The following is a 22,730-nucleotide window of genomic DNA, read 5'->3' as shown; positions in this document are numbered from 1 at the left end:
GCTTGCATAACGACACCTTGGTTATAAAGATACCCTGGTGATAATAATACGTTAGTTAAAAATGGATTTGACCGCTTGCATGGAGGCAGCTAATGAGGCCGGGCTTTTTATGGATTTTGTTGGTGCTCACCCCCTTATTAACCGTGGGTTGTGGCAACGATGATGAAACGCAACCTAACCCGACCCAAGTTGTGAAGCTCTATGAAACAAGCCAGCAAGAGGTCTACCCAAGCCGCCGATTTGTAGGCCGCGTGGATGCACTGAGCACGGTGAACCTGGCCTTTCAGGTAGGCGGGCGCATTGAGGCGCTTCCCGCCGTTCAAGGTGCAACGATTCCACGCGGCGAGTTAATCGCCCGGCTCGACCAGACCGACTATGCCTTACAGGTTCGCAGCGCCGAAGCCGAGTACGAGCAAGCTCGCCGCCACCTGGTAAGACAGCGCAACCTGCGGGCCCATGACGCCGTTTCCCAATCCGCATTGGATAGCGCCCAAACGGAGGCCGAGCTTGCCGAAACCCAGCTTGAGAGCGCGCGTCAGGAACTTGCCTACACCACCCTTAATGCGCCGTTCGATGCGCTCGTATCCCGGCGTTTAGTCGAGAATCATACAACGGTCCCACCCAATACAGAGGTGGTGCGCATTCAGGATATCTCCGAGCTGCGGATACGCTTTAACGTGCCCCAAGCGTTAATGCAGCACCTTGAAAGAGGCCATCACTTTAAGGTCGAGGCCGAGATTGCCACCCTACCGGGGCAGCGCTTCCCGCTTGAGTATCGGGAACATGCCACCGAACCTGACGAAATCGCCCAGACCTATGAAGTAGAGTATGCCCCAACCCCGGACGTCCCGTTGATCGCCCTCCCCGGCACGACCGCCAGCGTTTTTATCGCGTTTAAAAACACCCTTGAGACACCGCTGATCATGGTGCCCAGCAGCGCCTTGGACAACGATGAACAGGGCGAATTTCAGGTGTGGATTTACGACGGCGATGAAGGCACGGTATCGCCGCAACGCGTTACCCCCGGCGACATCGTCGGTGACCAGGTGATTATTACAGCGGGCCTTGAAGACGGTGCGTCTATTGTTGCAGCGGGTGTTCATTTGCTACGTGATGGCATGCAGGTCAAACCGCTTGAAGCATCGCTATAAGGGGCGTGGTCATGAATATTGCGAAGCTTTCAATCGAGCGGCCCATCAACACCTGGCTGATTGTTGTACTTTGTCTGTTTGGGGGTATTTGGGGGTTTAATGCGGTGGGCAAGTTGGAGGATCCATCGTTCACCATTCCCTACGCGATCATCAACACTCCCTACCCTGGCGCCACTGCTGAAGAGGTTGAGGAAGAGGTTACCGAGCGCTTGGAACGCGCCATTCAGGAAATGCCGCAAATAGACGTGCTTGATTCCAAATCGGTGCCCAACCGCTCAGAAATCCAGGTAGAAGTACGCTCTACTTATGGTAGTGACGAACTGCCACAAATCTGGGATGAGTTGCGCCGCAAGGTTAATGATACCCAAGCCGACCTACCGCAAGGCGCCCAGCCTTCTCAGGTCAACGACGACTTCGGTGAAGTATATGGGCTGTTTTATGCCGTCACCGCCGACGGTTTTTCTACCCGTGAGATTCGCGATATTTCAACCTTTCTTCAGCGCGAACTACTGGCGGTACCGGGTGTTGCCCGCGTCACTAGCGCAGGCGAACGCGAAGAGACGATTTATCTCGATATTTCCAATGAGCGGCTAACCACGCTCGGCATTCCCATCGAGCAGGTGATCAATACCATTCAAACCGAAAACGCCGTCGAAGACGCCGGAGTACTGCGGGTGGGTGATCGACAGGTACGCCTTGTCGCGCGCTCGAACATCGACAGTACCGCGCTACTGGAATCGATCCGCATTGGTGCGCCAGGCACAACCGACCAGGTACCGCTGGCCGATATCGCAACGATTTATCGACAGCCCACTGAAATCCCCGACCAGGTCATCCGTTATAACGGTCAAACCGCGTTTACGCTGGGTATCTCGGGCATCGAAACCGAGAATATCATTGAGGTCGGTGACGCTGTTGAAGCGCGTATGGAGCAGCTGCAAAGCCGTATTCCGCTCGGTGTTGAACTTCACCCGCTTTATGAACAGCACGATGTCGTTAACGACGCCATCAATGACTTTCTGATTAATTTGCTGATGTCGGTGAGTATCGTTATCGGCGTACTGTGCCTGGTCATGGGCTGGCGGATTGGCGTGGTCGTCGGCAGCACGTTGCTGCTGACCGTACTCGGCACGCTGATGTTTATGGCCATTTTCAATATCGAGATGGAGCGCATTTCACTCGGCGCGCTGATTATCGCCATGGGCATGCTGGTGGATAACTCCATCGTGGTGGCAGAAGGCATGGTCACCAATATAAAGCGCGGCATGAAGGCCAAGGAGGCGGCCAGCGCATCCGCACAACGCACTCAGATACCGCTATTAGGTGCCACTATTATCGGCATTATGGCGTTTGCCGGGATTGGCCTTTCCGATGATGTAACCGGTGAGTTCATGTTCTCGCTGTTTATCGTCATTCTGGTGTCGTTAATGTTGAGCTGGCTGCTGGCCCTCACCGTTACCCCGCTGTTCGGCTTCTACCTGCTGCGCAAGAAAGGTGAAGAGGATGAAGAAGAGAATAATCAGGATGACGAAAAGGATTTATACGGCGGCCTGATGTATCGCAGCTACCACAAGGTGCTCTTGATGGCGCTTAAGCTGCGCATTATTACCATCGCGGCGCTGGTGGTGATTACTGGAGCCTGCATGTGGGCTTTTACGCTGGTGCCCCAATCCTTCTTCCCTGATTCGAATACACCTATATTCTTTATCAACTACGAGCTCCCTCAAGGCACCGACATTCGCGCCACGCTACGCGATGTCGAAGAGATAGAAGCTTACCTTCTCGAACAGGACGATGTGGTTTCGGTGGCAAGTTTTGTGGGCAGTGGGGCAACGCGCTTTATGCTGACCTACTCACCCGAGCAGCCCAATACCGCTTACGCACAATTCATCGTGCGTACGGCAGAGCTCGACGCTATTCCCGCGCTGGACCGACAGTTTTACCGCGATTTAAATGAACACTTCCCTAATGCCCAAATACGTACCCAGCGCCTGCAGTTTGGGCCCGGCGACGGCGCTGATATAGAGGCACGTTTTCAGGGCGCCTCCGCCAGCGTGCTGCGTGGGTTAGCCGCTGAAGCCGAAGCACGTATGGCGACCAATCCCTTTCTCATTGACGAGCGCACCGACTGGCGCCAACAGGAGCTGATCGTCGCACCAGTGATTAATGAGGAGCGCGCGCGTATTGCCGGCGTCACACGCGATGATATTACTCAGGCACTTCAGTTTGCCACGTCAGGCATTCAAGCGGGCACCTATCGTGAAGGCGAGCATTTGGTGCCTATTGTGGCTCGAGCTCCTCAAGCGGAGCGAGATGACGTGGCGCTGCTGCCTGATCGGCAGGTATGGAGTGAAGCGCAAGAGCAGTTCATCCCTATTACGCAGGTGGTGGATGCCTTTGAGACGCGCAGTGAAGAGGCCTTGATTCAGCGGCGTAACCGCGTGCGTACACTCACCGTGGGCGCCGAGCCAGGAGCTGGCTACACGGCGGCCCAGGCCTTCGAGGAGATCCGCGCTGAGATTGAAGCCATTCCGCTACCGCCCGGCTATACGTTGGAATGGGGCGGCGAGCACGAAGACTCCGGCGACGCTCAAGCATCACTGGCGCAGCAGCTGCCTATCAGTTTCTTAATCATGGTACTGACGACCATTCTGCTTTTCGGAAAACTCAGACAACCGTTAATTATCTGGCTGGTAGTCCCCATGTCGGTATGCGGTGTTGTTATAGGCCTGCTGGCGACCGGCTTGGCCTTCTCGTTTACTGCCCTGCTCGGCATGTTAAGCCTTTCTGGCATGCTGATGAAAAATGCCATTGTGTTGGTCGATGAAATTGATGAGCAGATTCGTCAGGGCACGGCACGTTTCCAGGCACTGCTTGAGGCCAGCATTAGCCGCCTGCGCCCGGTGCTCTTGGCGGCAGGCACCACCATTCTGGGCATGATCCCGCTGCTGACCGATGCGTTCTTCAACAGCATGGCGGTCACTATTATGGGCGGGCTAGCATTTGCTTCGCTTCTCACTCTGGTCGCGGTACCCACGCTTTATGCGCTGTTCTTCAGTATTAAACGGGACGAGGTTGAAAACGAGTAATTATCGAGCGCCCCATCCGCTACGACAGGCGACGTTCGGTACGGGCCAATTGAATTATACTAGGCTTGTGTCTATGAGCCTCTGAGCGGCTTTAGCGCTGCATGGAGGCAAGGAAACAAAAGACGCAAGACCTTGGATATAGTAATAAAACCAAATGAATAACCTGTTTTATTATTTATTTACTTTAAATAGTATAAAAATATGTAAAATAACTACACAAACCGTGCCGTTTCTATCATGCAGAGGTCATTATGCCGAGCCCAACACCTGCTACGTTAAATCCTACCGTTGCCAAGGTTACTCAACGTATCCGTGAACGTTCTCGGCAGCGGCGTGCGCTCTACGAAGCGCATATGGCGGACCAACATAAGCAAGGCGTTCATCGTGGCGAGCTTTCCTGCGGGAACCTGGCGCACGGCTTTGCCGGCTGCGATGTGCCTGTCGACAAGGGACGACTCAAGTTAACCAATAGCGCCAACGTGGGCATCGTATCGTCCTATAACGATATGCTTTCTGCTCACCGGCCTTTCGAAGACTACCCTGCGGTTATTAAAGAAGCCGCGCGGGGCATGGGTTCAACCGCACAGTTCGCAGGTGGCGTACCCGCCATGTGCGACGGCGTGACCCAGGGGCAGCCCGGCATGGAGCTGTCGCTGTTCTCCCGCGATGTGATTGCCATGGCGACGGCGGTCGCACTTTCTCACAACATGTTTGATGCAACGCTGTACCTGGGTATCTGCGATAAAATTGTGCCGGGGCTATTTATTGGCGCTGCACGCTTTGGCCATCTACCGGCCATGTTTGTGCCTGGTGGCCCCATGACCACCGGCCTCCCGAATGACGAAAAAGCCCGCGTTCGCCAGCTTTATGCTGAAGGCAAGGTTGGCCGAGACGAGCTGTTGGAATCCGAATCCCAGTCCTATCATAGCCCCGGCACCTGCACGTTTTACGGTACCGCCAATTCCAACCAGCTAATGATGGAAATGATGGGCCTCCATCTGCCCGGTGCCTCGTTTGTTAACCCTGGCACCCCACTGCGTGAAGCGCTCACCCGCTATGCCACGGAACAGGCCATTCGCAATACCGAACAAAGCGGAAACTACCGCCCGTTCTATAAGCAAATTGATGAGCGAGCGATTGTTAACGCAATTGTCGGCCTACTGGCCTCCGGCGGCTCAACCAACCACACGCTGCACCTGGTGGCCATGGCAGCCGCGGCGGGCATTACCATTAACTGGGATGATTTCACCGAGCTTTCCGCTGTGGTGCCCAGCATGACCCGCATTTACCCCAACGGCCAGGCGGATGTTAACCACTTCCAGGCGGCGGGCGGTATGAGCCTGCTGATTCGTGAATTACTCCAAGCGGGTCTTATGCATGGCGACATTCCTACCGTTTTTGGTACGGACATGACCGCCTACACGCAAGAGCCTTTCCTTGAAGATGGCAAGCTCACTTGGCGCGAAGGCCCTGAATCCAGCCTCGATTCAGAGGTACTCCGTCCGGTCAGCAATCCTTTCTCGCCAACTGGCGGACTTACCGTACTCGACGGCAACCTGGGCCGTGGCGTGATTAAAATTTCCGCAGTGAAGCAGGCACACCGCATCGTTGAGGCGCCTGTTCAGCTATTTGATGATCAAAACCAGGTAAAAGCGGCGTTTGAATCGGGTCGGTTGGACCGCGATGTCATCGTGGTGGTGCGCTTCCAGGGCCCTAAAGCCAATGGCATGCCCGAACTGCACAAGCTCACGCCGTTTTTAGGCGTGCTACAAGACCGTGGCTTTAAAGTGGCCCTGGTGACCGATGGCCGCATGTCGGGCGCTTCAGGCAAAGTGCCTGCCGCTATCCATGTCACGCCTGAAGCCATTGACCGTGGCCCTCTATCCAAACTGCAGGATGGTGACATTGTGCGCCTGGATGCCGAAACCGGCGAACTTAACGTACTGATGGATGCCGCCACGTTTGATGCCAGACCTTGCGCGCAGGCCAATCTTGAGCAGAACCACTTTGGCATGGGTCGCGAGCTATTTGGCGGCTTCCGCCATTTGGCCACTAAAGCCGAAGAAGGCGCAGGCGTGTTTGGCGGCTTTGAAGCTGACGTTCTTTCCCGAGAGCTGGAAAAAATCGAGCAGGAGGACCAATGAGCCGACCTGCTCTCATTGGCGACATCGGGGGAACCAACGCCCGCTTTGCGTTGGTCACCCCGGGGGAGAAAACGCCCCAACACATTCTCAACCTACCCTGCGCCGACTACCCGGGGGTGGTGGAAGCCGCCCAGGACTATTTGAGCCAAGTGGGCGCGACCGGCAGTAACGCGCCCACCGAGGCCTGCTTAGCGTTTGCCTGCCCGGTGCATGCCGAGCAGGTCAAAATGACCAACAACCACTGGCAGTTTTTAAAAAGCGAGGTTCAGCAGACGCTGAACCTTTCGCTGTTTAAAGTTATTAATGATTTCACCGCTCAGGCACTGGGCATCCCCCACGTGCCAGATCACGACCTGGTGGAAGTGAAGCCCGGCACGCCTCAAGCACATGCAGCGCGCCTGGTAATTGGCCCTGGCACGGGGCTGGGTGTGGCGGGCGTTTTCCCTGGCCTGCACGCATGGATTCCGCTGCCCACCGAAGGCGGCCATGTTACGTTTGCCCCCACCGATATTCGAGAGCGCGAACTGCTGGATGAGCTACACAAGCACTACCCGCGCGTCAGCGTAGAGCGCCTATTGTGTGGCCAGGGCATTGTTGACCTGTATACGGCTGACTGCGCCCTTGAAGGCATAGCGCCAGCGTTTACCACTGCTGCCGAGGTGACTCAGGCTGCGCAGCAGGGTGATGAAATAGCCAGCCGCACGCTGCTGCGGTTTCTAAAAATCCTGGGGGATGTGTGTGGCGATGCAACACTGACGATGGGCGCTCGTGGGGGCGTTTATCTATGTGGCGGTATTGTTCCGCGCCTGCTGGACTGGCTGCCCAACAGCGAGCTACATACGGCCTTTATCAATAAAGGGCGTATGCACACCTATAATGCGGATATTCCTATCTGGGTCGTCACTCACCCATGGACAGGCCTGCTAGGCGCTGCCGAAGCGCTACATAACGAAGAAGTGTTTTAACGCGCAGGGCGGCAGCAACCTCAAAAACAACAAGGACAACCCATGATTTCTGTTATTGCGTTTGGCGAAGCGCTGGTGGATATGCTTTCAAGCCACTTAGGCGATGCTAACGACCGCCAGGAAACCTTTACTCCTTACGCTGGCGGTGCGCCCGCGAATGTTGCCGTCGCTTGTGCTCGACTTGGGGTGCCTAGTCACTTTTTAGGTATGGTCGGCGATGACACATTCGGCCATTTTTTGATTCGGGAACTGAATAGCCACGGTGTTAATACCGATGGCGTTATGCGGACTAAAATGGCCCGTACGGCACTCGCGTTTGTCTCCCGAGATGCCCTCGGCGAACGCACCTTTGACTTCTACCGCCCACCGGCCGCTGACCTGCTCTATCGCATTCACCATTTGCCCCAAGGAGTATTTGAAACGCCAGCCATCGTGCATCTGTGCAGCAATAGCCTAACCGACCCTGACATTGCCGAAACCACCCTCGCCTTGGCAAACATGGCCAAGCAGTCTGGCTGTCTGGTGAGCGTTGACGCCAATCTGCGACATAATTTATGGGCAGATGCCGCCGCCGATATTGGCCTGGTGATGCAGCTTTTAGATACTGCCGAGCTGCTCAAGATATCGCTTGAGGAGCTGGATTACCTGCGCGGCGAGCAGTCTCAGGACACCTGGCTTAACCAGCGTTTGGCCGCAGGCGTCAACGTCATTTTGATTACTGACGGCCCTAACGATGTGGTGCTTAAAAGCGCTGCCATGGCACAGCACATTGCGCCGCCCAGTGTACAAGCGGTGGACACGACAGCGGGTGGCGATGCGTTTATTGGTGGCCTGCTGGCAGAGCTTTCTCGCCACGGCATTGCCCCAGGTTGGCACGAGGATAACGCCTTCTTAAGCGCTGCCGTGGAGACTGCCTGCCGCTGCGGGGCTCATGCCGTTACTCGGCCTGGCGCGTACGCCGCGCTACCCACTCAGGATGATATTGCCGCACTACGGGCGCGTTAAAAGCGATTTCCAAGACTCGTCCTTTTAAAACGGTACTTTACAAACAGTCCTTTTAAAAAAGGCCCCCCTAAAACCAACTTTCGTCTGGTTGTTAAAATGTCTGACATTTAATATGCTCACGCTATTACCGTCATTCATAGAGACATCCCATGACGCTGGATACCCTGCCCGCCCACCACGGTGGCGCTGAACACTTGGCACGCTTACTGGCCAGGGCGCTATTAACCGGCCACTGGCAGCCCGGTGACGTCTTTCCCAAGGAGCTGGATATCGGCAAACACTTTGCCGTCAGCCGCAATCAGGTACGCAACGCATTAGCAAGCCTAACGGCCGCCGGGCTTATAGAGCGCACGGCGGGCCGAGGCACGCTGGTTCGTGAAATGAGTGAATGGCACCTGCTTGACCCATTGATGAGCGAATGGATGACAGGGCTCGTCAACCTGGACCCTCAGCTCGTGCGCGCAATTTACGCTTTTCGATTCTCAGCAGAGCCCACGGTTGCGAGATTAGCGGCCCAAGCGGCCACCGGTGATGACATTACACGTCTGGAAGCGGCGTTTGAAGGTATGCGCTGTTCGGCAGGCAATCCTGACGCGCGCGCCCAGCACATTGAGTTCGATGTTGCCTTTCACGATGTGATCTACCAAGCGACGCATAACCTGTTGTGGCGGCAAATGGGCCATTTATTACGCCCTTCAATCATGGCGCTGGTATATCGCTCGCAACACGATATTAAAACACTCGATGACAGTTTAACCCGGCACCGCCACGTACTGGATGCGATTAAAGCCGGCGACGTTAACGCGGCTGACACCGCTGCGCGCGAGGTATTGCGGCGCACCGCTATCGACCTAGGCATCGTCTAGCTGGGCTAAAACAAACTTCTGCAGTAACGCTTGCCGTACCCACTCGGCTAACCGTGAGGATTATATCGTATGAAAATTACGCGTCTTAAAACATGGCAAGTCCCTCCCCGCTGGCTGTTTCTTAAAATCGAAACCGATGAAGGCTGTTATGGCTGGGGCGAGCCGGTCATCGAAGGCCGTGCCGCAACGGTAGAAGCGGCTGTTCATGAACTTTCCGACTACCTGATTGGCCAGGACCCTCATCGGATCGAACACCTTTGGAACACGCTCTATCGTGCCGGGTTTTATCGCGGCGGCCCCATTTTGATGAGCGCTATTGCGGGTATTGACCAGGCACTGTGGGACCTTAAAGGGCGTGATTTGGGTGTTCCCGTTCACCAACTCTTGGGGGGAGCAGTGCGCGATAAAATGCGCATGTATGCCTGGACCGGGGGCGACCGCCCAAGCGATGTGGGCGCCGGTGCCAAGGCGCTGGTCGAAAAAGGCTTTACCGCGTTCAAGATGAATGGCACGCCCGAAATGCAAATCGTCGACTCTCATCGCAAGGTCGATGAAGCCGTGGCCCGAGTGCGTGAGGCGCGCGAGGCCGTTGGGCCGGATGTGGGTATCGGTATCGACTTTCATGGCCGCGTCCATCGCCCCATGGCCAAAGCATTACTGCGTGAGCTTGAGCCTTACCATCCCATGTTTGTTGAAGAGCCCGTTGCACCGGAACACTTGCCTTGCTTGAAAGATATTGCGGGCGGGTTGAGCTACCCCTTGGCGACCGGCGAACGCTTACATACCCGCTTTCAGTTCCGCGATCTGCTGGCCGATGGCATGATCGACATTATCCAGCCGGATATTTCCCACTGTGGCGGCATTAGCGAAGGGCTGAAAATCGCCACCCTCGCCTCTGCCTACGATGTGGCGCTGGCGCCCCACTGCCCGCTTGGGCCGTTAACCCTGGCCGCTTCACTTCAACTGGATGCTGTCTGCCATAACGCCTTCATTCAAGAACAAAGCATGGGGATTCACTACAACCAGGGCAATGACGTGCTGGACTACCTGGTAGACAAAACAGCCCTAAGTATCACCGACGGTTTTTGCGCTATCCCCCAAGGCCCCGGCCTGGGTGTAGAAATTGATGAAGCCTATGTTGAAGAGCGCGCAAAAACAGGCCACCGCTGGCGCAACCCGGTATGGACGCACGACGACGGTTCTATCGCTGAGTGGTAAGCCCTGCTTTCTTAATCGTGGAGAACCTTATTCGTGGGGAGATATCGTCACATGCGTACCGATTCTGATGCGTTACCGCAAACGCTCGCCTGGATCGCGGTGGACTGGGGCTCCAGCAACCTGCGTGCCTGGGGGCTCGATAAGCAACACCAGGTGATCGCCAACGCCAGCAGCGATAAGGGCATGCTTTCGCTCACGCCGGATGAATACGAGGCTGAACTGTTGCGCCTGGTGGGCGATTGGCTACCTGCCAACGGCCACATAGCGGTAATGGTGTGCGGCATGGCAGGCGCTCGACAAGGCTGGCTGGAAGCCGCTTACCTGCCGGTGCCTATCTCGCTTGACCAGCTTAGCCATGGAGCGGTGATGCCTCGGCTGGTAGGTGGTCAGCTGCGTGTGCATCTGCTGCCCGGTCTGAGCCAAACCCACAGCGCGGCTCAGCATTTTGATGTCATGCGCGGAGAAGAGACCCAGCTTGCTGGCCTGGCGGCCGAAGCGCCCGATTTTTCAGGCCGGGTCTGCCTGCCGGGCACCCATTCCAAATGGGCGAGCATTGAGTCAGGCGCGGTAACACAGTTCACCACCTATCTAACAGGCGAGCTTTATCAGCTGCTGGCGAATCAGTCGGTCCTAAAGCACTCCATTGGCAGCGATGCGCTAAACGAGCCCGCCTGCCGCGATGCGTTCATCGCCGCCGTCAGCGAGATAAGAGCAGCCCCAGAGACATTTAGCAGCCGCCTGTTCGGCCTGCGGGCGCAGGATTTACTGGATAGCCGCCTGCCCATGGGTAACACCCGGGCAAGCGTGCTCTCGGCACGGCTTTCTGGCCTTGCGATTGGCCTTGAGCTAGCAGGCGCCTGCCAATCATTATCCACCGATGAAACGGTTACCTTGATTGGTAATCCAGCGCTTTGTCATCGTTACCATTTGGCCCTTAACGCGCTCGGCTTTCAGACCCATCACGTTGAGGGCGACACCGCCGTACTGGCAGGTCTTCGACTCGCCCACCAGGCGCTAACAAATAATGCAGAGAGAGCTCTATGACGTTACCCCTGATCGGAATTTTGCGAGGCGTAACGCCCGATGACGTTATCGACGTTGCTGATGCGGTGCTTAATGCAGGCATCACCCAGATTGAAGTGCCGCTTAACTCGCCGGAGCCGCTAGAGAGCATTCGCCGCTTAGTCAACGCCTTTGGTGAGCAGGCGGTCGTTGGCGCGGGCACCGTGCTTACCCCCGCGCAAGTGCGAGACGTTCATGCCGCTGGTGGGCGTTTAATTGTCTCGCCTAATTGTCGTCCCAGGGTGATTGAAGAAACACATCGTCTTGAGATGGCGAGCTGGCCAGGCATTGTTACCCCTTCCGAAGCATTCGATGCACTTGACGCTGGCGCGACAGGGCTTAAGCTTTTTCCTGCCGTCCAGGTCGGGCTGGAAGGTGTGAAAGCCGTACGCGCCGTACTGCCTGAAGGCACTCGTTTGTACGCCGTAGGCGGTGTTGGCATCGATAATTTCGCCGCTTGGCGAGCAGCCGGTGTAGATGGTGCTGGCCTGGGCAGCGCACTTTATAAACCCGGGCAAAGCGCCAAGGCGGTTGCCCAACAGGCGATTGCGTTAGTTAACGCCTGGAAAAAAGCCGGAGAAGAATAATGTCATTACCCACATGGCAGGCAACTGTCGCAGTAGATAGTGGCTGCCTGCTTGGAGAAGGCCCGCAGTGGCAAGCCAGCAGCGGACGGCTTTACTGGTGCGATATTATTGGCAAGCGCTTGCACTGGCTCTCTCACACCAGCCAGCAGCATGATCATGTAGCGCTAGACGATATGGTTTCTCTGGCCGCGCCGCTTGAGGATGGCCGCCTGCTATTAGTGGGTGAGCGCTCATTGAGCTACTTCGCCCCTGAAAGCGGCAACATTACCCACTTTGCCGATGCTGAAGCCGATAACCCTGTTACGCGCAGCAATGACGCACGTGTGGACAGGCATGGCAGCCTGTGGTTTTCAAGCATGGGAAAACAGGCTGAGCACCAAGCGGGCAGCCTCTACCGACTGCATCGCGGCAAGCTAAGCCAGCTGCGTACCGGGCTTAGCATTCCTAATGCGCTGTGCTTTTCACCCGATGGCACCACCGCTTACTTTACGGATACACCAACCGGCGTTGTGATGCGCTGGGCGCTGGATGACCAAGGCTGGCCGCTCGGAGAACCCGAGCCTTTTGCGGATTTTTCCGGTCATATTGGCAGCCCCGACGGCGCCGTGATGGATAGCCAAGGCTGCCTATGGCTAGCGCTTTGGGGTGCTGGCGAGGTTGTGCGCTTAAACGCTGACGGTGAGACTATTGGCCGAGTGCACCTATCAGCCAGCCAACCCTCTTGCCCGGTGTTTGCAGGCCCAGAGCTTAAAACGCTGTATATCACGACGGCTCAAGAGGGTTTCACTTCAGAGCAGCTTGCCAAAGAGCCGAACGCTGGCGCGCTATTTTCCGTGCAAATCGACATAGCCGGGCTCGCCGAACCGCCGCTACGGCTTGCATAAATTCAACAACAGCCGCTAAAACGATAAGGCCCCGCTAGTTGATACTAACGGGGCCTTTCTGTTACTGGGCTATTGATGACAGCGCTATTGCTAACAGGGCTAGCTTTCAGCGCCTAATCGACAATTATCCAGCAAAGCTTATATAAATAATGATCACTAAAATGATCAGCGCGACACCTGAGGGTAGTGCACCTTTCCAGGGCGTTAGATCAACACCGCCGACATGCTCCTGTACCCAGTCCGTTTCGCGCGGGCGTAGCTTGCCAACCACCAGCATCATCACCACTAACAAGGCAAACACCAATGCGACGAAGTGGAACTCATTCATAATCTCAGGCAAGAGATTAAATGGCGGCACAAAGTAACCAGCAGCGATCAATAAACAGCCACCCACCAGCGCTATTTTGGCGGCCATGGGAGGTACCCGTTTGGTCAGTAGACCCACCAACACAACAGCCAGAATAGGAATAAAGTAAATGGCGTTCATCTTCTGCAGGTAGCCGAATAGACTATCCTGCCCGGCCAGAAGTGGCGCGATAATCATGGTAATAATCGCCATGATCCAACCAAAGATCTTGCCCGATTTAACAACCTCCTGCTCAGTAGCGTCTTTATTCAGCACGCCTTTATAAATACCCAAGCTGAAAATGGTGGTGGTACTGTTAAGCGCGGAGTTAAACGAGGACAGAATCGCCCCGACCATAACCGCCGCAAAGAAACCCGTTAAATAAGGCGGTAGAACGTTAAACACCAAGTGCCCATAGGCTTCATCAGCCTGCACACCCTGATCAGCATACAGGTTATAGGCAATAATACCTGGTAGCACGAGATACAGCGGGCCAAGCAGTTTAAAAAGCCCTGTCAGCAGCACGCCCTTTTGGCCTTCGGCCAGGTTTTTGGCGGCAAGCGTTCGCTGGATAATCTGCTGATTCGTGCTCCAATAAAACAAGTTAATCAGAAAGACCCCGGTAAACAGCGTGAAGAACGGCACCTGCTGCTCTGAGCCACCAATCGAGTTGAGCTTATCCGGGTCGCTCTGCTTAAGAATGCTCCAGCCTTCCATGATGCCCGTACCGCCACTCACCGCTTGAAGGCCAAAATAGACGACCACAAAACCGCCCACTAACAGCCCAATACCGTTCAGCGTGTCGGAAACGGCAACCGTACGTAGCCCGCCAAACAGGGCATAGATCGCACCAATAATGCCCACGATCCATACGGTTAGCCAAAGCAGTGTGCTTGATGACTGAATACCGGTTAGTCCTTGCAGGTCCAGCATCCCCTGCAAGCCAATCGCACCAGAATAGAGAATGATCGGCAGCAAAATAACGGCATAGGCAATAAGGAAAATAACGTTGGTGATCAGCTGGGTGCCTTTATCAAAGCGGATTTCCAGCAATTGCGGCAGTGTAGTAATACCGCTTTTTAAAAAGCGCGGCAGGAAAAACAGCGCCAGCGCGACCAACGCGATAACTGCAACGACTTCCCATGCCATAACGCTTAGCCCATCGGCAAACGCAGCCCCGTTTAGGCCTACCATCTGCTCAGTGGAGAGGTTGGTCATTAGCAACGAACCCGCAATCAGCGGGAAGGTCAGCGAGCGCCCTGCCAGGAAATAACCAGTGGTACTGGAGTGATCATCCCGGCGTGTGATACGCCACGTAATAAAAGCGACCAGCCCTGTAAAAAACAGGAAAGACGCCAGGGTCAGCATATGCATGTTGGCTTGCTCCATTATTTAGTCATCGTGTTGTACATGCGCAGTGCGAATAAATGTCTGACATATCTCCGCAGAGATTCTAACGGAGCGGTGGATTAACGTTTATCCCCCTTTGGTCTTACCTAACGTGTTATTTTGCATAAAAAAACCGGGCAACATGACGTTGCCCGGTGATAGAACAGGAAGACCTTTAGAAATCGCCTAGACCTGTGGATAGCCCTTGAAATAGTCTTTGCAATAGCCCTTGAAATAGCTTTGGGCGTACCAATCCAGGCGCTCCATTAATGATGAAAACGTTCGGCGGCTTCCTGAGCTAATTTGCGAATGCCTTCCCAATCTTCGACTTCAACCAACCTGGCGGGCGTGAGCCAGGAGCCACCTACGCACATGACGTTGGGCAGTGACAGGTAGGATGCCGCATTCTCGACCGTGATGCCGCCCGTGGGGCAAAATTTCGCGCCAGGGATCGGAGCACCAAAGGCCTTGAGTGCTTTAACGCCACCGCTGGACTCCGCCGGGAAGAACTTGAAGCGGCGATAACCGAACTGCCAGCCGGTCATCAGCTCTGATATGGTCGAAACACCCGGCAGCATGGGTACTGAGCTTTCGATACCGTAACGATAAAGTGCCTCGGTCGTGCCCGGCGTTACGACAAAATCAGCACCTACTTCTTCGGCCTGGCGATATTGAGCAGGGGTGAGTACGGTACCCACACCAATGCTTGCTCCGGGTAACGCTTCACGCATGCGCTTAATGGCTTCCAACGCACAGTCGGTACGCAGGGTGACTTCGAGAACTGTTAAACCACCCTCTACCAGGGCCTTTCCAAGCGGCACGGCATCTTCAAGGCGATCAATGGTGATCACCGGAATCACTTCCGCTTTAAGGCAAATGCTGTCAAGTTCAGCGGTGCGCGTTGAAGGTAACTGTTTATCTATCGACATCGTAAGTCTCCGGAAATCTATTATTAATTGGTTATTAAGGTGCCCAGTAAATAGCCAAGGGGCATGACAAAAAGGCACGTATTGGCAGTTGCCGCACATCATCACCGTTCAAGGCATTGGCCAGTACGGCACGCTTATCGTCACCGGTAATATGTAAAATATGCCGATGTGCCTGGTGTAGCCGGGACGCTGAAAAGGTGATCCGCGGCTGTGGCTGGCTGGGGGTTCTTACCGCCACCAACGGCTCATCAGTAGAAAGCGCTAACCCCAGTTCCTGGCTATCCGGAAACAGCGAGGCTGTATGGCCATCCCCCCCCATACCAAGTATCACCACGCTGGCTGGCCAGCTAAGCGATGCGGTCTGTTCGGCTACCGCCGCGACGCCCTCTTCCGGCGTTGAAGCTTCTGCGGTTAGCGGCACAAAACGCGCCGCGGCGGCATTGCCTTGCAGCAGGTTTTCACGCACCAGCCTGGCGTTGCTGTCGCTGCTTTTTTCATCCACCCAGCGCTCATCCGCCAAGGTGATATCGATACGCGACCAGGCTAGCGGCTTGGCGGCCAAGGCTTTAAAAAAAGGTACCGGGGTCGAGCCACCGGACACGACCAGAAGCACGCGCTCCTGACGGTCTAGATCTTCACTCAAGGCCTGCGCGACCGCTTCGGCTAGCTGTTCCGCCAGCTTTTGACGTTGTTGGCTCATGTTAATAATCCTCGTACCAGCTGCGGCCATCCTGAGTAATCATCGCAATGGAGGCAACCGGCCCCCAAGAGCCCGCCGGATAACGCCTCGGTGGGGTTTCACGACTCTGCCAACCAGCAATTAACTGATCGCACCAGCGCCAAGCGTGTTCCACCTCATCACGGCGTACAAACAGATACTGCTGGCCTTTCATAACTTCAAGCAAGAGGCGCTCATAAGCATCGGGAATACGTGATTTAGGGAAGGCACTATTAAAATCAAGATGTAAGGGCCCTGGGCGCAAACGCATGCCTTTATCCAGGCCACTGTCTTTGGTAAGTACTTGTAGGGCAATTCCCTCTTCCGGCTGAAGGCGAATAATTAACTTGTTGGAAGCAATATCGCGCTGGTCCGGATCAAAGATATAGTGCGGCTGCTGGCGGAAATGGATCACAATTTGCGAAAGCTTTTCGGGCATCCGTTTACCGGTGCGAAGATAAAAAGGCACGCCTGCCCAACGCCAGTTAGACACCTCGGTTTTCATCGCAACAAAGGTTTCCGTCTGGCTCTGGGTATTAGCGCCCTCTTCCTCCAGGTAACCAGGCACCGCTTGGCCATCGCTGGTGCCGGCAATATATTGCCCGCGTACCACATCGCGCCCTAGCGCCTCCCCTGTAAAAGGTTTCAGCGCTTTCAACACTTTTACCTTTTCATCACGAATGGCATCCGCATCCAGGTTAGAGGGCGGGTCCATGGCGATCAGACATAACAGCTGCAGCAGGTGGTTCTGCACCATGTCACGCAGTTGGCCTGCATCATCAAAATAGCCCCAGCGCCCCTCAATACCGACCTTTTCGGCCACGGTAATCTCAACGTGGGAAATATGATTCTGGTTCCACTGAGTGCCGAAGAGCGGATTGGCAAAGCGCAGCGCAATCAGGTTCTGAACCGTTTCTTTACCCAAGTAGTGGTCAATGCGGTATACCCGTGACTCAGGAAATACGGCACCAATGGCATTGTTGATCTGTTCAGATGATGCCAGATCGTAGCCAATCGGTTTTTCAACAACAACGCGGGAGTCTTCGTCCAGACTTCCACTGGCTTGAAGATGGTGGCAAATATCGCCATAAATACGCGCGGCAACAGAAAGGTACACCACCATCGGTTGTTTTGAGCCTTCTCGCCATTCGCGAATGGCTTCAAAGCCCTCTGCTGTTGAAAAGTCGAGCTGACGATAATCCAGACGATTTAGAAAGCGCTCAAAGCTTGAGTCCTCTAGTTCGCTGCTTTTGAGCCGTTTACGCAATGCGCCGCCAACCAGTTGCCTGAACGACGCCACATCATGTTCCTGACGCGCCAGCCCCATAATGCGGGTGCTTTCGGGCATCAGACCTTCACGGTCAAGATGATATAAAGCAGGAAACAGCTTGCGCATGGCGAGGTCACCCAACGCCCCGAAAAGCGCTAGATCAATGGCATGGTCACGTTCACCTAATGGGGCGCCTGGGGAGGCATATGACTGGCTCATCTCTGCTCCTATTTATTATCCACGACCATCTACGTGGTTAGATTACCTAAAATCTATCTAAAAAAAGGCATCATGCGCAATATTTAATGTAATTTTACTACAATAAAATATTTTTGGAGCGGTTCGACGCGCTTTTATTTCGCTATAAACACACTCTACGTGCTTGATAGCACCTGCCGCTACCACTGGATACCCCCACTGATGCCGCCACCATAGGAAGAATGACCTCCATAGCTGGGGCACTTATGCGCTGGCTCGCTTGCCAGCCATAGGCCTCTTAGTGCGGCATGACTGAAGGATGCAATCAGCGCTGCGCCTAGTGCGGTACGCGTGAAATGATGAGTGGTCATTTTCAGTCTCCTTGAGGATTATTATCAACCGCCGTAAATAGTGGCTGTATAGGGGATACACGCGAGGAGACGTTTTGAATGCAGTCCTGTTAAAAAAAGATTCTTTTTATTAAAAATAAAGGCCGAAAATAAATTTTCGGCCTTTAAATCAAACATTAACAGCGCACTTCAAAAATAACTATTTTGCGGTTGCCTGCATCGCAATGGCGGTATCCAGCATACGGTTGGAGAAACCCCACTCGTTGTCGTACCACGCCATTACTTTCACCAAACGGCCATTCACACGAGTGTGATTGGCATCAAACGTTGATGAATGCGCGTCATGGTTAAAGTCAATGGATACCAGCGGTTGAGCATTGACAGCCAGTACGCTCGAATTGGCAGCGGCCTTTTCGAGGATCTGGTTGATCTCTTCCTTGCTGGTATCGCGCCCTGCGTTAAAGGTTAGATCCACCAACGACACGTTAATCACCGGTACGCGCACGGCCAGCCCATCCAGCTTACCTTCCAGCTCAGGCAGCACCAAACCCACCGCAGCGGCGGCTCCGGTTTTGGTCGGGATCATGGAGTGAGTGGCGCTGCGTGCGCGGTACGGGTCGGTATGATAAACATCCGAAAGATTCTGGTCATTGGTATAAGCGTGAACGGTCGTCATCAGGCCGTTTTCGATACCTATGGTGTCGTTCAGCGCTTTGGCGACAGGTGCCAGGCAGTTAGTCGTGCAAGATGCATTAGAGACAACCTTATGCTCAGCAGTCAGCACGTCATCATTAACACCGAAAACAATCGTTGCATCCGCATCCGGGCTGGGTGCCGAAATCAGTACTCGTTTAGCGCCCGCTTCCAAATGCTTGGCAGCAGCTTCTCGCTTGGTAAATAGCCCCGTGCACTCCATGACCAAATCGATATTCATGGATGCCCAAGGGAGGCTGGCAGGATCGCGCTCGGAAGAGATCGCAATGCGGTCGCCGTCAACGCTGATACTTTCTGCGTCGTGCTCTACAGTGAAGGGGAAATGCCCATGCACCGTATCGTGGCGTAGTAAATGCGAATTTAGCGAAGGATCGCCAAGGTCATTAATCGCCACTACCTGAATTTTGTCACGGTAATCGTTTTCATACAGGGCGCGTAAGACGTTACGGCCGATCCGTCCAAACCCATTAATAGCAACTCTGATCGTCATGCTGACACCTCATGCTCGGTGGTGGATGGCTTCATTCAAGTAAAAAAATTACCAAAAAGACACGTAAAAGCGTTTTAAAAAGAACAAAATCGCTTACAACGCTGCTTTGCTGGCTATCGAATAACCTATTTGTAGTAAAATTACTATATTATCACTATGGTCGTCTACACTTCACGCCGACAATTAAGCAGTCACCTTGCAGTCTGACAACACTGGTTTTTTGCTTTTTTTAATATTTAAGGAGAGCCTGCTCATGAGCCTATCGAATTCACCTTTGCCGCTTCGCCGTACCAAAATTGTTGCCACACTAGGCCCTGCCAGCGACCAGCCAGGTATTCTTGAGGCGATGATCACGGCAGGCGTCGATGTCGTTCGACTTAACTTCTCCCACGGTTCTGCCGATGATCATCGCCGACGCCTACAGGATGTTCGCGATATCGCCCAGCGCTTAGGTAAATGTGTTGCTGCACTAGGCGATTTACAAGGTCCTAAAATTCGCATCGCGCGTTTTGCTGAAGGCCCTATTCATTTATCAGTAGGCGAAGCGTTTATTCTAGACATGGCGCTGGATACCAATGCGGGCAACAGTGAACGCGTTGGTTGTGACTACCCATCACTTATTGATGATGTAGCCCCCGGCGACCGGCTGCTGCTGGATGACGGCCGCGTTGTCCTGGATGTGACCTCCATTGCGGGCCAGGAAATACACACGAGTGTTCATGTGGGTGGCAAGCTCTCCAACAACAAGGGCATCAACAAACAGGGCGGTGGCCTTTCTGCTCCCGCCTTAACCGACAAAGACAAGGCCGATTTAAAAACGGCAGTGGAAATCGGCGTGGATTATCTGGCGGTCTCCTTTCCGCGTTCAGCAGACGATATGCGGGAAGCACGCGCACTGCTGGGCGAAGAAGGCAAAGAGATTGGCCTAGTCGCCAAGCTGGAGCGTGCCGAGGCAGTGGCAGATGATGAAACGCTGGACGGCATCATTATTGCCTCTGAAGCCGTTATGGTGGCGCGTGGCGACCTGGGTGTAGAAATTGGCGATGAAGCACTCATAGGCACCCAAAAGCGCATCATCAAACATGCCCGCTCGCTTAACCGCGCCGTGATTACCGCCACCCAAATGATGGAGTCGATGATCGAATCCCCGCTGCCCACACGCGCTGAGGTGTTCGACGTGGCCAATGCGGTGCTGGATGCGACCGACGCCGTTATGCTTTCAGCAGAAACGGCAGCCGGTGAATTTCCGGTAGAAACCGTTGAAGCCATGGACCGCGTTTGCTTAGGTGCCGAGCGCGAGCGGCTGGCACAGTCGTCTGGCCACCGCATGCATGAAGGCTTTGAGCGCATGGATGAAACCATCGCCCTTTCGGCCATGTACGCCGCGAACCATTTAACCGGCGTTAGCGCGATTGCCTGCATGACATCGACCGGTTACACACCGCTGATTGCCTCGCGCATTCGTTCTGGCCTGCCAATTGTTGGCTTGGCGCATAGTCCCGTTGCCCAGCGCCGCATGGCACTTTACCGTGGCGTGGTATCGCTCCCCTTCAACACCACCGAAATGGAGCCCACTGAAGTAAACCAGCAGGCGCTGAAATTGCTTAAAGCCTATGGTCTGGCACGCCCGGGTGGGCATATTATTCTGACTCGCGGCGATCATATGAACGCTCATGGCGGCACCAACACCATGAAGATTATCGCTATTGAGCAGGAAACATCAGGAGAATAAACAATGAACGATGCCCGACCACCTCGCCAAGCGCTACGTACCTTACCCGCTCAAAAGCGTATTGCGCTTATCGCCCACGATGGCAAAAAGAGTGAACTACTGGAGTGGGCGGAACGCTGGCAGGAGACGCTGCGCCAGCATCACTTAATGGGTACGGGCACCACCGCAGGCCGGTTAACTCAGCAACTGGGCTTGAGCGTTGAAGGGTTAATGAGCGGGCCGCTAGGCGGCGACCAGCAGATAGGCGCACGCATCGCCGAGCAAAAGCTCGATATATTGGTGTTCTTCTGGGACCCGTTTGCTCCACAGCCCCACGACCCCGATGTTAAAGCACTGCTACGCCTTGCCACGCTGTGGAATGTACCTGTCGCCAACAACGCAGCCAGCGCGGACTTCCTGCTCTCATCGCCCTATCTAAGTGAGCGCTACGATATGTCGATACCCGATGCTAACGCCTGGGCCAGCGCCAGGGTTTAACTTAAGGATTTAGCGCCCTTACCCACGCTGAAAAAGATGCCGCTTAACGACCTGCTGCCCGACGCCCCCCTGGCCTCGGGCAGCTTTTAGCGCACTGTTAAGCGTCAATTCTGCTATCCGATCATAATCCTGGTGCACCGAATTAATCGGCTGAGGCAAAAAATCCAGCAGGCGGTGATCACCAAAAGTGGCAAGCCGGATATGCCTGGAAAGCCCTCCACGTTCTAAAAACGCATCTAAAACGCCCTCCATCAAGGTATACGATGCGGTCACCAGTGCATCCAGCCCCTTGGGCTCGCTAAGCAGCTGTTGGGCAAGTTCCATCGCCTCACTACGCTCGTAGCGCTCAGCGCTCAAATACACTTCCTCGATATCGCGATCTTTTAACGCGGCCTCAAAACCGGCCCGGCGCTCACGACTAATAGACAACTCAGGCATGGCATCAAGCCAGGCAACTCGCCGCGTATCCTGGTTAAGTACCGAGAGCGTTAAACGCTCAGCGGCATCGTGATCATCACTAACAACACTGGAAAAGTAGTGGCTATCCAGCCCTCGGTCCATGCCCACCACGGCCCAGCCGTCGTTAACCAATTCCCTATAAAATGGGTCAACGTCGGCCAGGCAGCTGGCAGTAATCAGTACTTCACAGCGCTGAGCACGCAGGGCAAGCGCCAGGGCGCGCTCACTTTCGGCACAGTCATCCGAGCTTACAATCAGCAGCCGATATCCTTGCTCGCGCGCACCACGCTCCAAGCGCTTCGCCAAGCGTGCATAGCTGATATTTTCAAGGTCAGGCACGATTAAACCAATCAGCCGACTGGCACCTCGGCGCAGCGCCGCCGCCTGTGGATCAATCTGATATTGATGCTCACGAACAACGCTCATGACCTTTTCAATCGTGGCGGTACTGATACGACGCTGTTCAGCCTGTCCATTAATGACATAACTGGCCGTGGTGCGTGAAACACCTGCAAGCCGCGCAATATCGGCTAATGTCATGTTTTTTCTCCTTATAAGCCTGCAAAGTGTAACAGCGCCTTGACGAGACCCCCACCAAAGTCTAAAAACACATCCCTTGCGCCTTTAGCTGAATCGTTTCAGCATTATCATCATAGACGGTAGGCATCGATCAATACCGTTACTCGG

General features: G+C 54.7%; 19 protein-coding genes. 12 read left to right on the top strand and 7 right to left on the bottom strand.

Annotated elements, in window-relative coordinates; genetic code table 11:
- Positions 1-92 precede the first annotated feature (92 nt).
- The 10 genes from ACT3T7_RS13705 (at position 93) to ACT3T7_RS13660 (ending at position 12,971) form a co-directional block, all read left to right on the top strand.
- Positions 93-1,151 (top strand): efflux RND transporter periplasmic adaptor subunit, encoded by a 1,059-nt coding sequence (locus ACT3T7_RS13705; RefSeq protein ID WP_444631316.1) that lies wholly within the window; start codon positions 93-95, stop codon positions 1,149-1,151.
- Positions 1,152-1,162: 11 nt separating this feature from the next.
- Positions 1,163-4,240, top strand: coding sequence for an efflux RND transporter permease subunit (locus ACT3T7_RS13700; RefSeq protein ID WP_444631315.1), 3,078 nt, complete (start codon positions 1,163-1,165; stop codon positions 4,238-4,240).
- A gap of 251 nt (positions 4,241-4,491) precedes the next feature.
- Positions 4,492-6,384 carry a phosphogluconate dehydratase gene (edd, locus tag ACT3T7_RS13695; protein ID WP_441679281.1) on the top strand — a complete coding sequence of 631 codons (1,893 nt, stop codon included), beginning with the start codon at positions 4,492-4,494 and terminating at the stop codon, positions 6,382-6,384.
- Positions 6,381-7,349 (top strand): glucokinase, encoded by a 969-nt coding sequence (glk, locus tag ACT3T7_RS13690; protein ID WP_444628305.1) that lies wholly within the window; start codon positions 6,381-6,383, stop codon positions 7,347-7,349. The genes edd and glk overlap by 4 nt, the downstream gene beginning before the upstream one ends.
- Before the next feature lie 42 nt (positions 7,350-7,391).
- Positions 7,392-8,354, top strand: coding sequence for a carbohydrate kinase family protein (locus tag ACT3T7_RS13685; protein ID WP_444631314.1), 963 nt, complete (start codon positions 7,392-7,394; stop codon positions 8,352-8,354).
- A gap of 149 nt (positions 8,355-8,503) precedes the next feature.
- On the top strand, positions 8,504-9,220 hold the full coding sequence (locus ACT3T7_RS13680; RefSeq protein ID WP_444631313.1) for a FadR/GntR family transcriptional regulator: 717 nt from the start codon (positions 8,504-8,506) through the stop codon (positions 9,218-9,220).
- 69 nt (positions 9,221-9,289) lie between these two features.
- Positions 9,290-10,438, top strand: a complete 1,149-nt coding sequence (gene dgoD, locus ACT3T7_RS13675; RefSeq protein ID WP_193055084.1) for a galactonate dehydratase — start codon at positions 9,290-9,292, stop codon at positions 10,436-10,438.
- A gap of 51 nt (positions 10,439-10,489) precedes the next feature.
- Positions 10,490-11,482 (top strand): 2-dehydro-3-deoxygalactonokinase, encoded by a 993-nt coding sequence (locus tag ACT3T7_RS13670; RefSeq protein ID WP_444631312.1) that lies wholly within the window; start codon positions 10,490-10,492, stop codon positions 11,480-11,482.
- Positions 11,479-12,087, top strand: a complete 609-nt coding sequence (locus ACT3T7_RS13665) for a 2-dehydro-3-deoxy-6-phosphogalactonate aldolase (protein ID WP_444631311.1) — start codon at positions 11,479-11,481, stop codon at positions 12,085-12,087. The genes ACT3T7_RS13670 and ACT3T7_RS13665 overlap by 4 nt, the downstream gene beginning before the upstream one ends.
- The gene (locus ACT3T7_RS13660) at positions 12,087-12,971 is read left to right on the top strand and encodes an SMP-30/gluconolactonase/LRE family protein (RefSeq protein ID WP_444631310.1); all 885 of its coding nucleotides are present in this window, start codon (positions 12,087-12,089) and stop codon (positions 12,969-12,971) included. Before ACT3T7_RS13665 ends, ACT3T7_RS13660 begins: the two co-directional genes overlap by 1 nt.
- 124 nt (positions 12,972-13,095) lie before the next feature.
- Here the strand turns inward: ACT3T7_RS13660 and ACT3T7_RS13655 are convergent, their stop codons facing one another.
- From ACT3T7_RS13655 to gap, 6 genes are all read right to left on the bottom strand, one after another.
- On the bottom strand, positions 13,096-14,691 hold the full coding sequence (locus ACT3T7_RS13655; RefSeq protein ID WP_444631309.1) for a solute:sodium symporter family transporter: 1,596 nt from the start codon (positions 14,689-14,691) through the stop codon (positions 13,096-13,098).
- Positions 14,692-14,972: 281 nt separating this feature from the next.
- On the bottom strand, positions 14,973-15,635 hold the full coding sequence (locus ACT3T7_RS13650; RefSeq protein WP_444631308.1) for a bifunctional 4-hydroxy-2-oxoglutarate aldolase/2-dehydro-3-deoxy-phosphogluconate aldolase: 663 nt from the start codon (positions 15,633-15,635) through the stop codon (positions 14,973-14,975).
- Between the two features lie 34 nt (positions 15,636-15,669).
- The gene (gene pgl / locus ACT3T7_RS13645; RefSeq protein ID WP_444631307.1) at positions 15,670-16,335 is read right to left on the bottom strand and encodes a 6-phosphogluconolactonase; all 666 of its coding nucleotides are present in this window, start codon (positions 16,333-16,335) and stop codon (positions 15,670-15,672) included.
- 1 nt (position 16,336) lies between these two features.
- Positions 16,337-17,842 (bottom strand): glucose-6-phosphate dehydrogenase, encoded by a 1,506-nt coding sequence (zwf, locus tag ACT3T7_RS13640; protein ID WP_172118283.1) that lies wholly within the window; start codon positions 17,840-17,842, stop codon positions 16,337-16,339.
- Between the two features lie 179 nt (positions 17,843-18,021).
- Entirely contained in the window at positions 18,022-18,192 is a 171-nt protein-coding gene (locus tag ACT3T7_RS13635; RefSeq protein WP_172118284.1) for a hypothetical protein, read from the bottom strand.
- Positions 18,193-18,370: 178 nt separating this feature from the next.
- Positions 18,371-19,375, bottom strand: coding sequence for a type I glyceraldehyde-3-phosphate dehydrogenase (gene gap / locus ACT3T7_RS13630; protein WP_172118285.1), 1,005 nt, complete (start codon positions 19,373-19,375; stop codon positions 18,371-18,373).
- Positions 19,376-19,628: 253 nt separating this feature from the next.
- Here gap and pyk point away from each other — a divergent pair, with 253 nt between their 5' ends.
- Together pyk and ACT3T7_RS13620 are read left to right on the top strand one after the other, a co-directional pair.
- Complete coding sequence (gene pyk / locus ACT3T7_RS13625; RefSeq protein WP_172118286.1) at positions 19,629-21,107, top strand: pyruvate kinase; 1,479 nt, start codon at positions 19,629-19,631, stop codon at positions 21,105-21,107.
- A gap of 3 nt (positions 21,108-21,110) precedes the next feature.
- Positions 21,111-21,584: a methylglyoxal synthase gene (locus ACT3T7_RS13620; RefSeq protein ID WP_172118287.1), complete on the top strand. Its 474-nt coding sequence runs from the start codon at positions 21,111-21,113 to the stop codon at positions 21,582-21,584.
- 18 nt (positions 21,585-21,602) lie between these two features.
- On the opposite strand, the gene cra is transcribed toward ACT3T7_RS13620, so the two are convergent.
- Entirely contained in the window at positions 21,603-22,583 is a 981-nt protein-coding gene (gene cra / locus ACT3T7_RS13615) for a catabolite repressor/activator (protein ID WP_172118288.1), read from the bottom strand.
- Between the last annotated feature and the right edge of the window lie 147 nt (positions 22,584-22,730).

The organism is Halomonas sp. 111 (assembly GCF_052379685.1).
In the GTDB taxonomy this organism is placed as follows: Bacteria; Pseudomonadota; Gammaproteobacteria; order Pseudomonadales; family Halomonadaceae; genus Vreelandella; species Vreelandella citrativorans.
This window is presented reverse-complemented; position numbering and strand designations above follow the sequence as displayed.

Excerpts from the sequence above, each read along its gene's own strand:
- dgoD (WP_193055084.1), top strand. The coding sequence starts at position 9,290 with ATGAAAATTACGCGTCTTAAAACATGGCAAGTCCCTCCCCGCTGGCTG.
- ACT3T7_RS13660 (WP_444631310.1), top strand. The coding sequence starts at position 12,087 with ATGTCATTACCCACATGGCAGGCAACTGTCGCAGTAGATAGTGGCTGC.
- ACT3T7_RS13705 (WP_444631316.1), top strand. The coding sequence starts at position 93 with ATGAGGCCGGGCTTTTTATGGATTTTGTTGGTGCTCACCCCCTTATTA.
- pgl (WP_444631307.1), bottom strand. The coding sequence starts at position 16,335 with ATGAGCCAACAACGTCAAAAGCTGGCGGAACAGCTAGCCGAAGCGGTC.
- ACT3T7_RS13685 (WP_444631314.1), top strand. The coding sequence starts at position 7,392 with ATGATTTCTGTTATTGCGTTTGGCGAAGCGCTGGTGGATATGCTTTCA.
- ACT3T7_RS13635 (WP_172118284.1), bottom strand. The coding sequence starts at position 18,192 with ATGACCACTCATCATTTCACGCGTACCGCACTAGGCGCAGCGCTGATT.
- ACT3T7_RS13650 (WP_444631308.1), bottom strand. The coding sequence starts at position 15,635 with ATGTCGATAGATAAACAGTTACCTTCAACGCGCACCGCTGAACTTGAC.
- ACT3T7_RS13620 (WP_172118287.1), top strand. The coding sequence starts at position 21,111 with ATGAACGATGCCCGACCACCTCGCCAAGCGCTACGTACCTTACCCGCT.
- pyk (WP_172118286.1), top strand. The coding sequence starts at position 19,629 with ATGAGCCTATCGAATTCACCTTTGCCGCTTCGCCGTACCAAAATTGTT.
- gap (WP_172118285.1), bottom strand. The coding sequence starts at position 19,375 with ATGACGATCAGAGTTGCTATTAATGGGTTTGGACGGATCGGCCGTAAC.
- cra (WP_172118288.1), bottom strand. The coding sequence starts at position 22,583 with ATGACATTAGCCGATATTGCGCGGCTTGCAGGTGTTTCACGCACCACG.
- glk (WP_444628305.1), top strand. The coding sequence starts at position 6,381 with ATGAGCCGACCTGCTCTCATTGGCGACATCGGGGGAACCAACGCCCGC.
- ACT3T7_RS13670 (WP_444631312.1), top strand. The coding sequence starts at position 10,490 with ATGCGTACCGATTCTGATGCGTTACCGCAAACGCTCGCCTGGATCGCG.
- ACT3T7_RS13655 (WP_444631309.1), bottom strand. The coding sequence starts at position 14,691 with ATGCATATGCTGACCCTGGCGTCTTTCCTGTTTTTTACAGGGCTGGTC.
- ACT3T7_RS13700 (WP_444631315.1), top strand. The coding sequence starts at position 1,163 with ATGAATATTGCGAAGCTTTCAATCGAGCGGCCCATCAACACCTGGCTG.
- zwf (WP_172118283.1), bottom strand. The coding sequence starts at position 17,842 with ATGAGCCAGTCATATGCCTCCCCAGGCGCCCCATTAGGTGAACGTGAC.
- ACT3T7_RS13665 (WP_444631311.1), top strand. The coding sequence starts at position 11,479 with ATGACGTTACCCCTGATCGGAATTTTGCGAGGCGTAACGCCCGATGAC.
- edd (WP_441679281.1), top strand. The coding sequence starts at position 4,492 with ATGCCGAGCCCAACACCTGCTACGTTAAATCCTACCGTTGCCAAGGTT.
- ACT3T7_RS13680 (WP_444631313.1), top strand. The coding sequence starts at position 8,504 with ATGACGCTGGATACCCTGCCCGCCCACCACGGTGGCGCTGAACACTTG.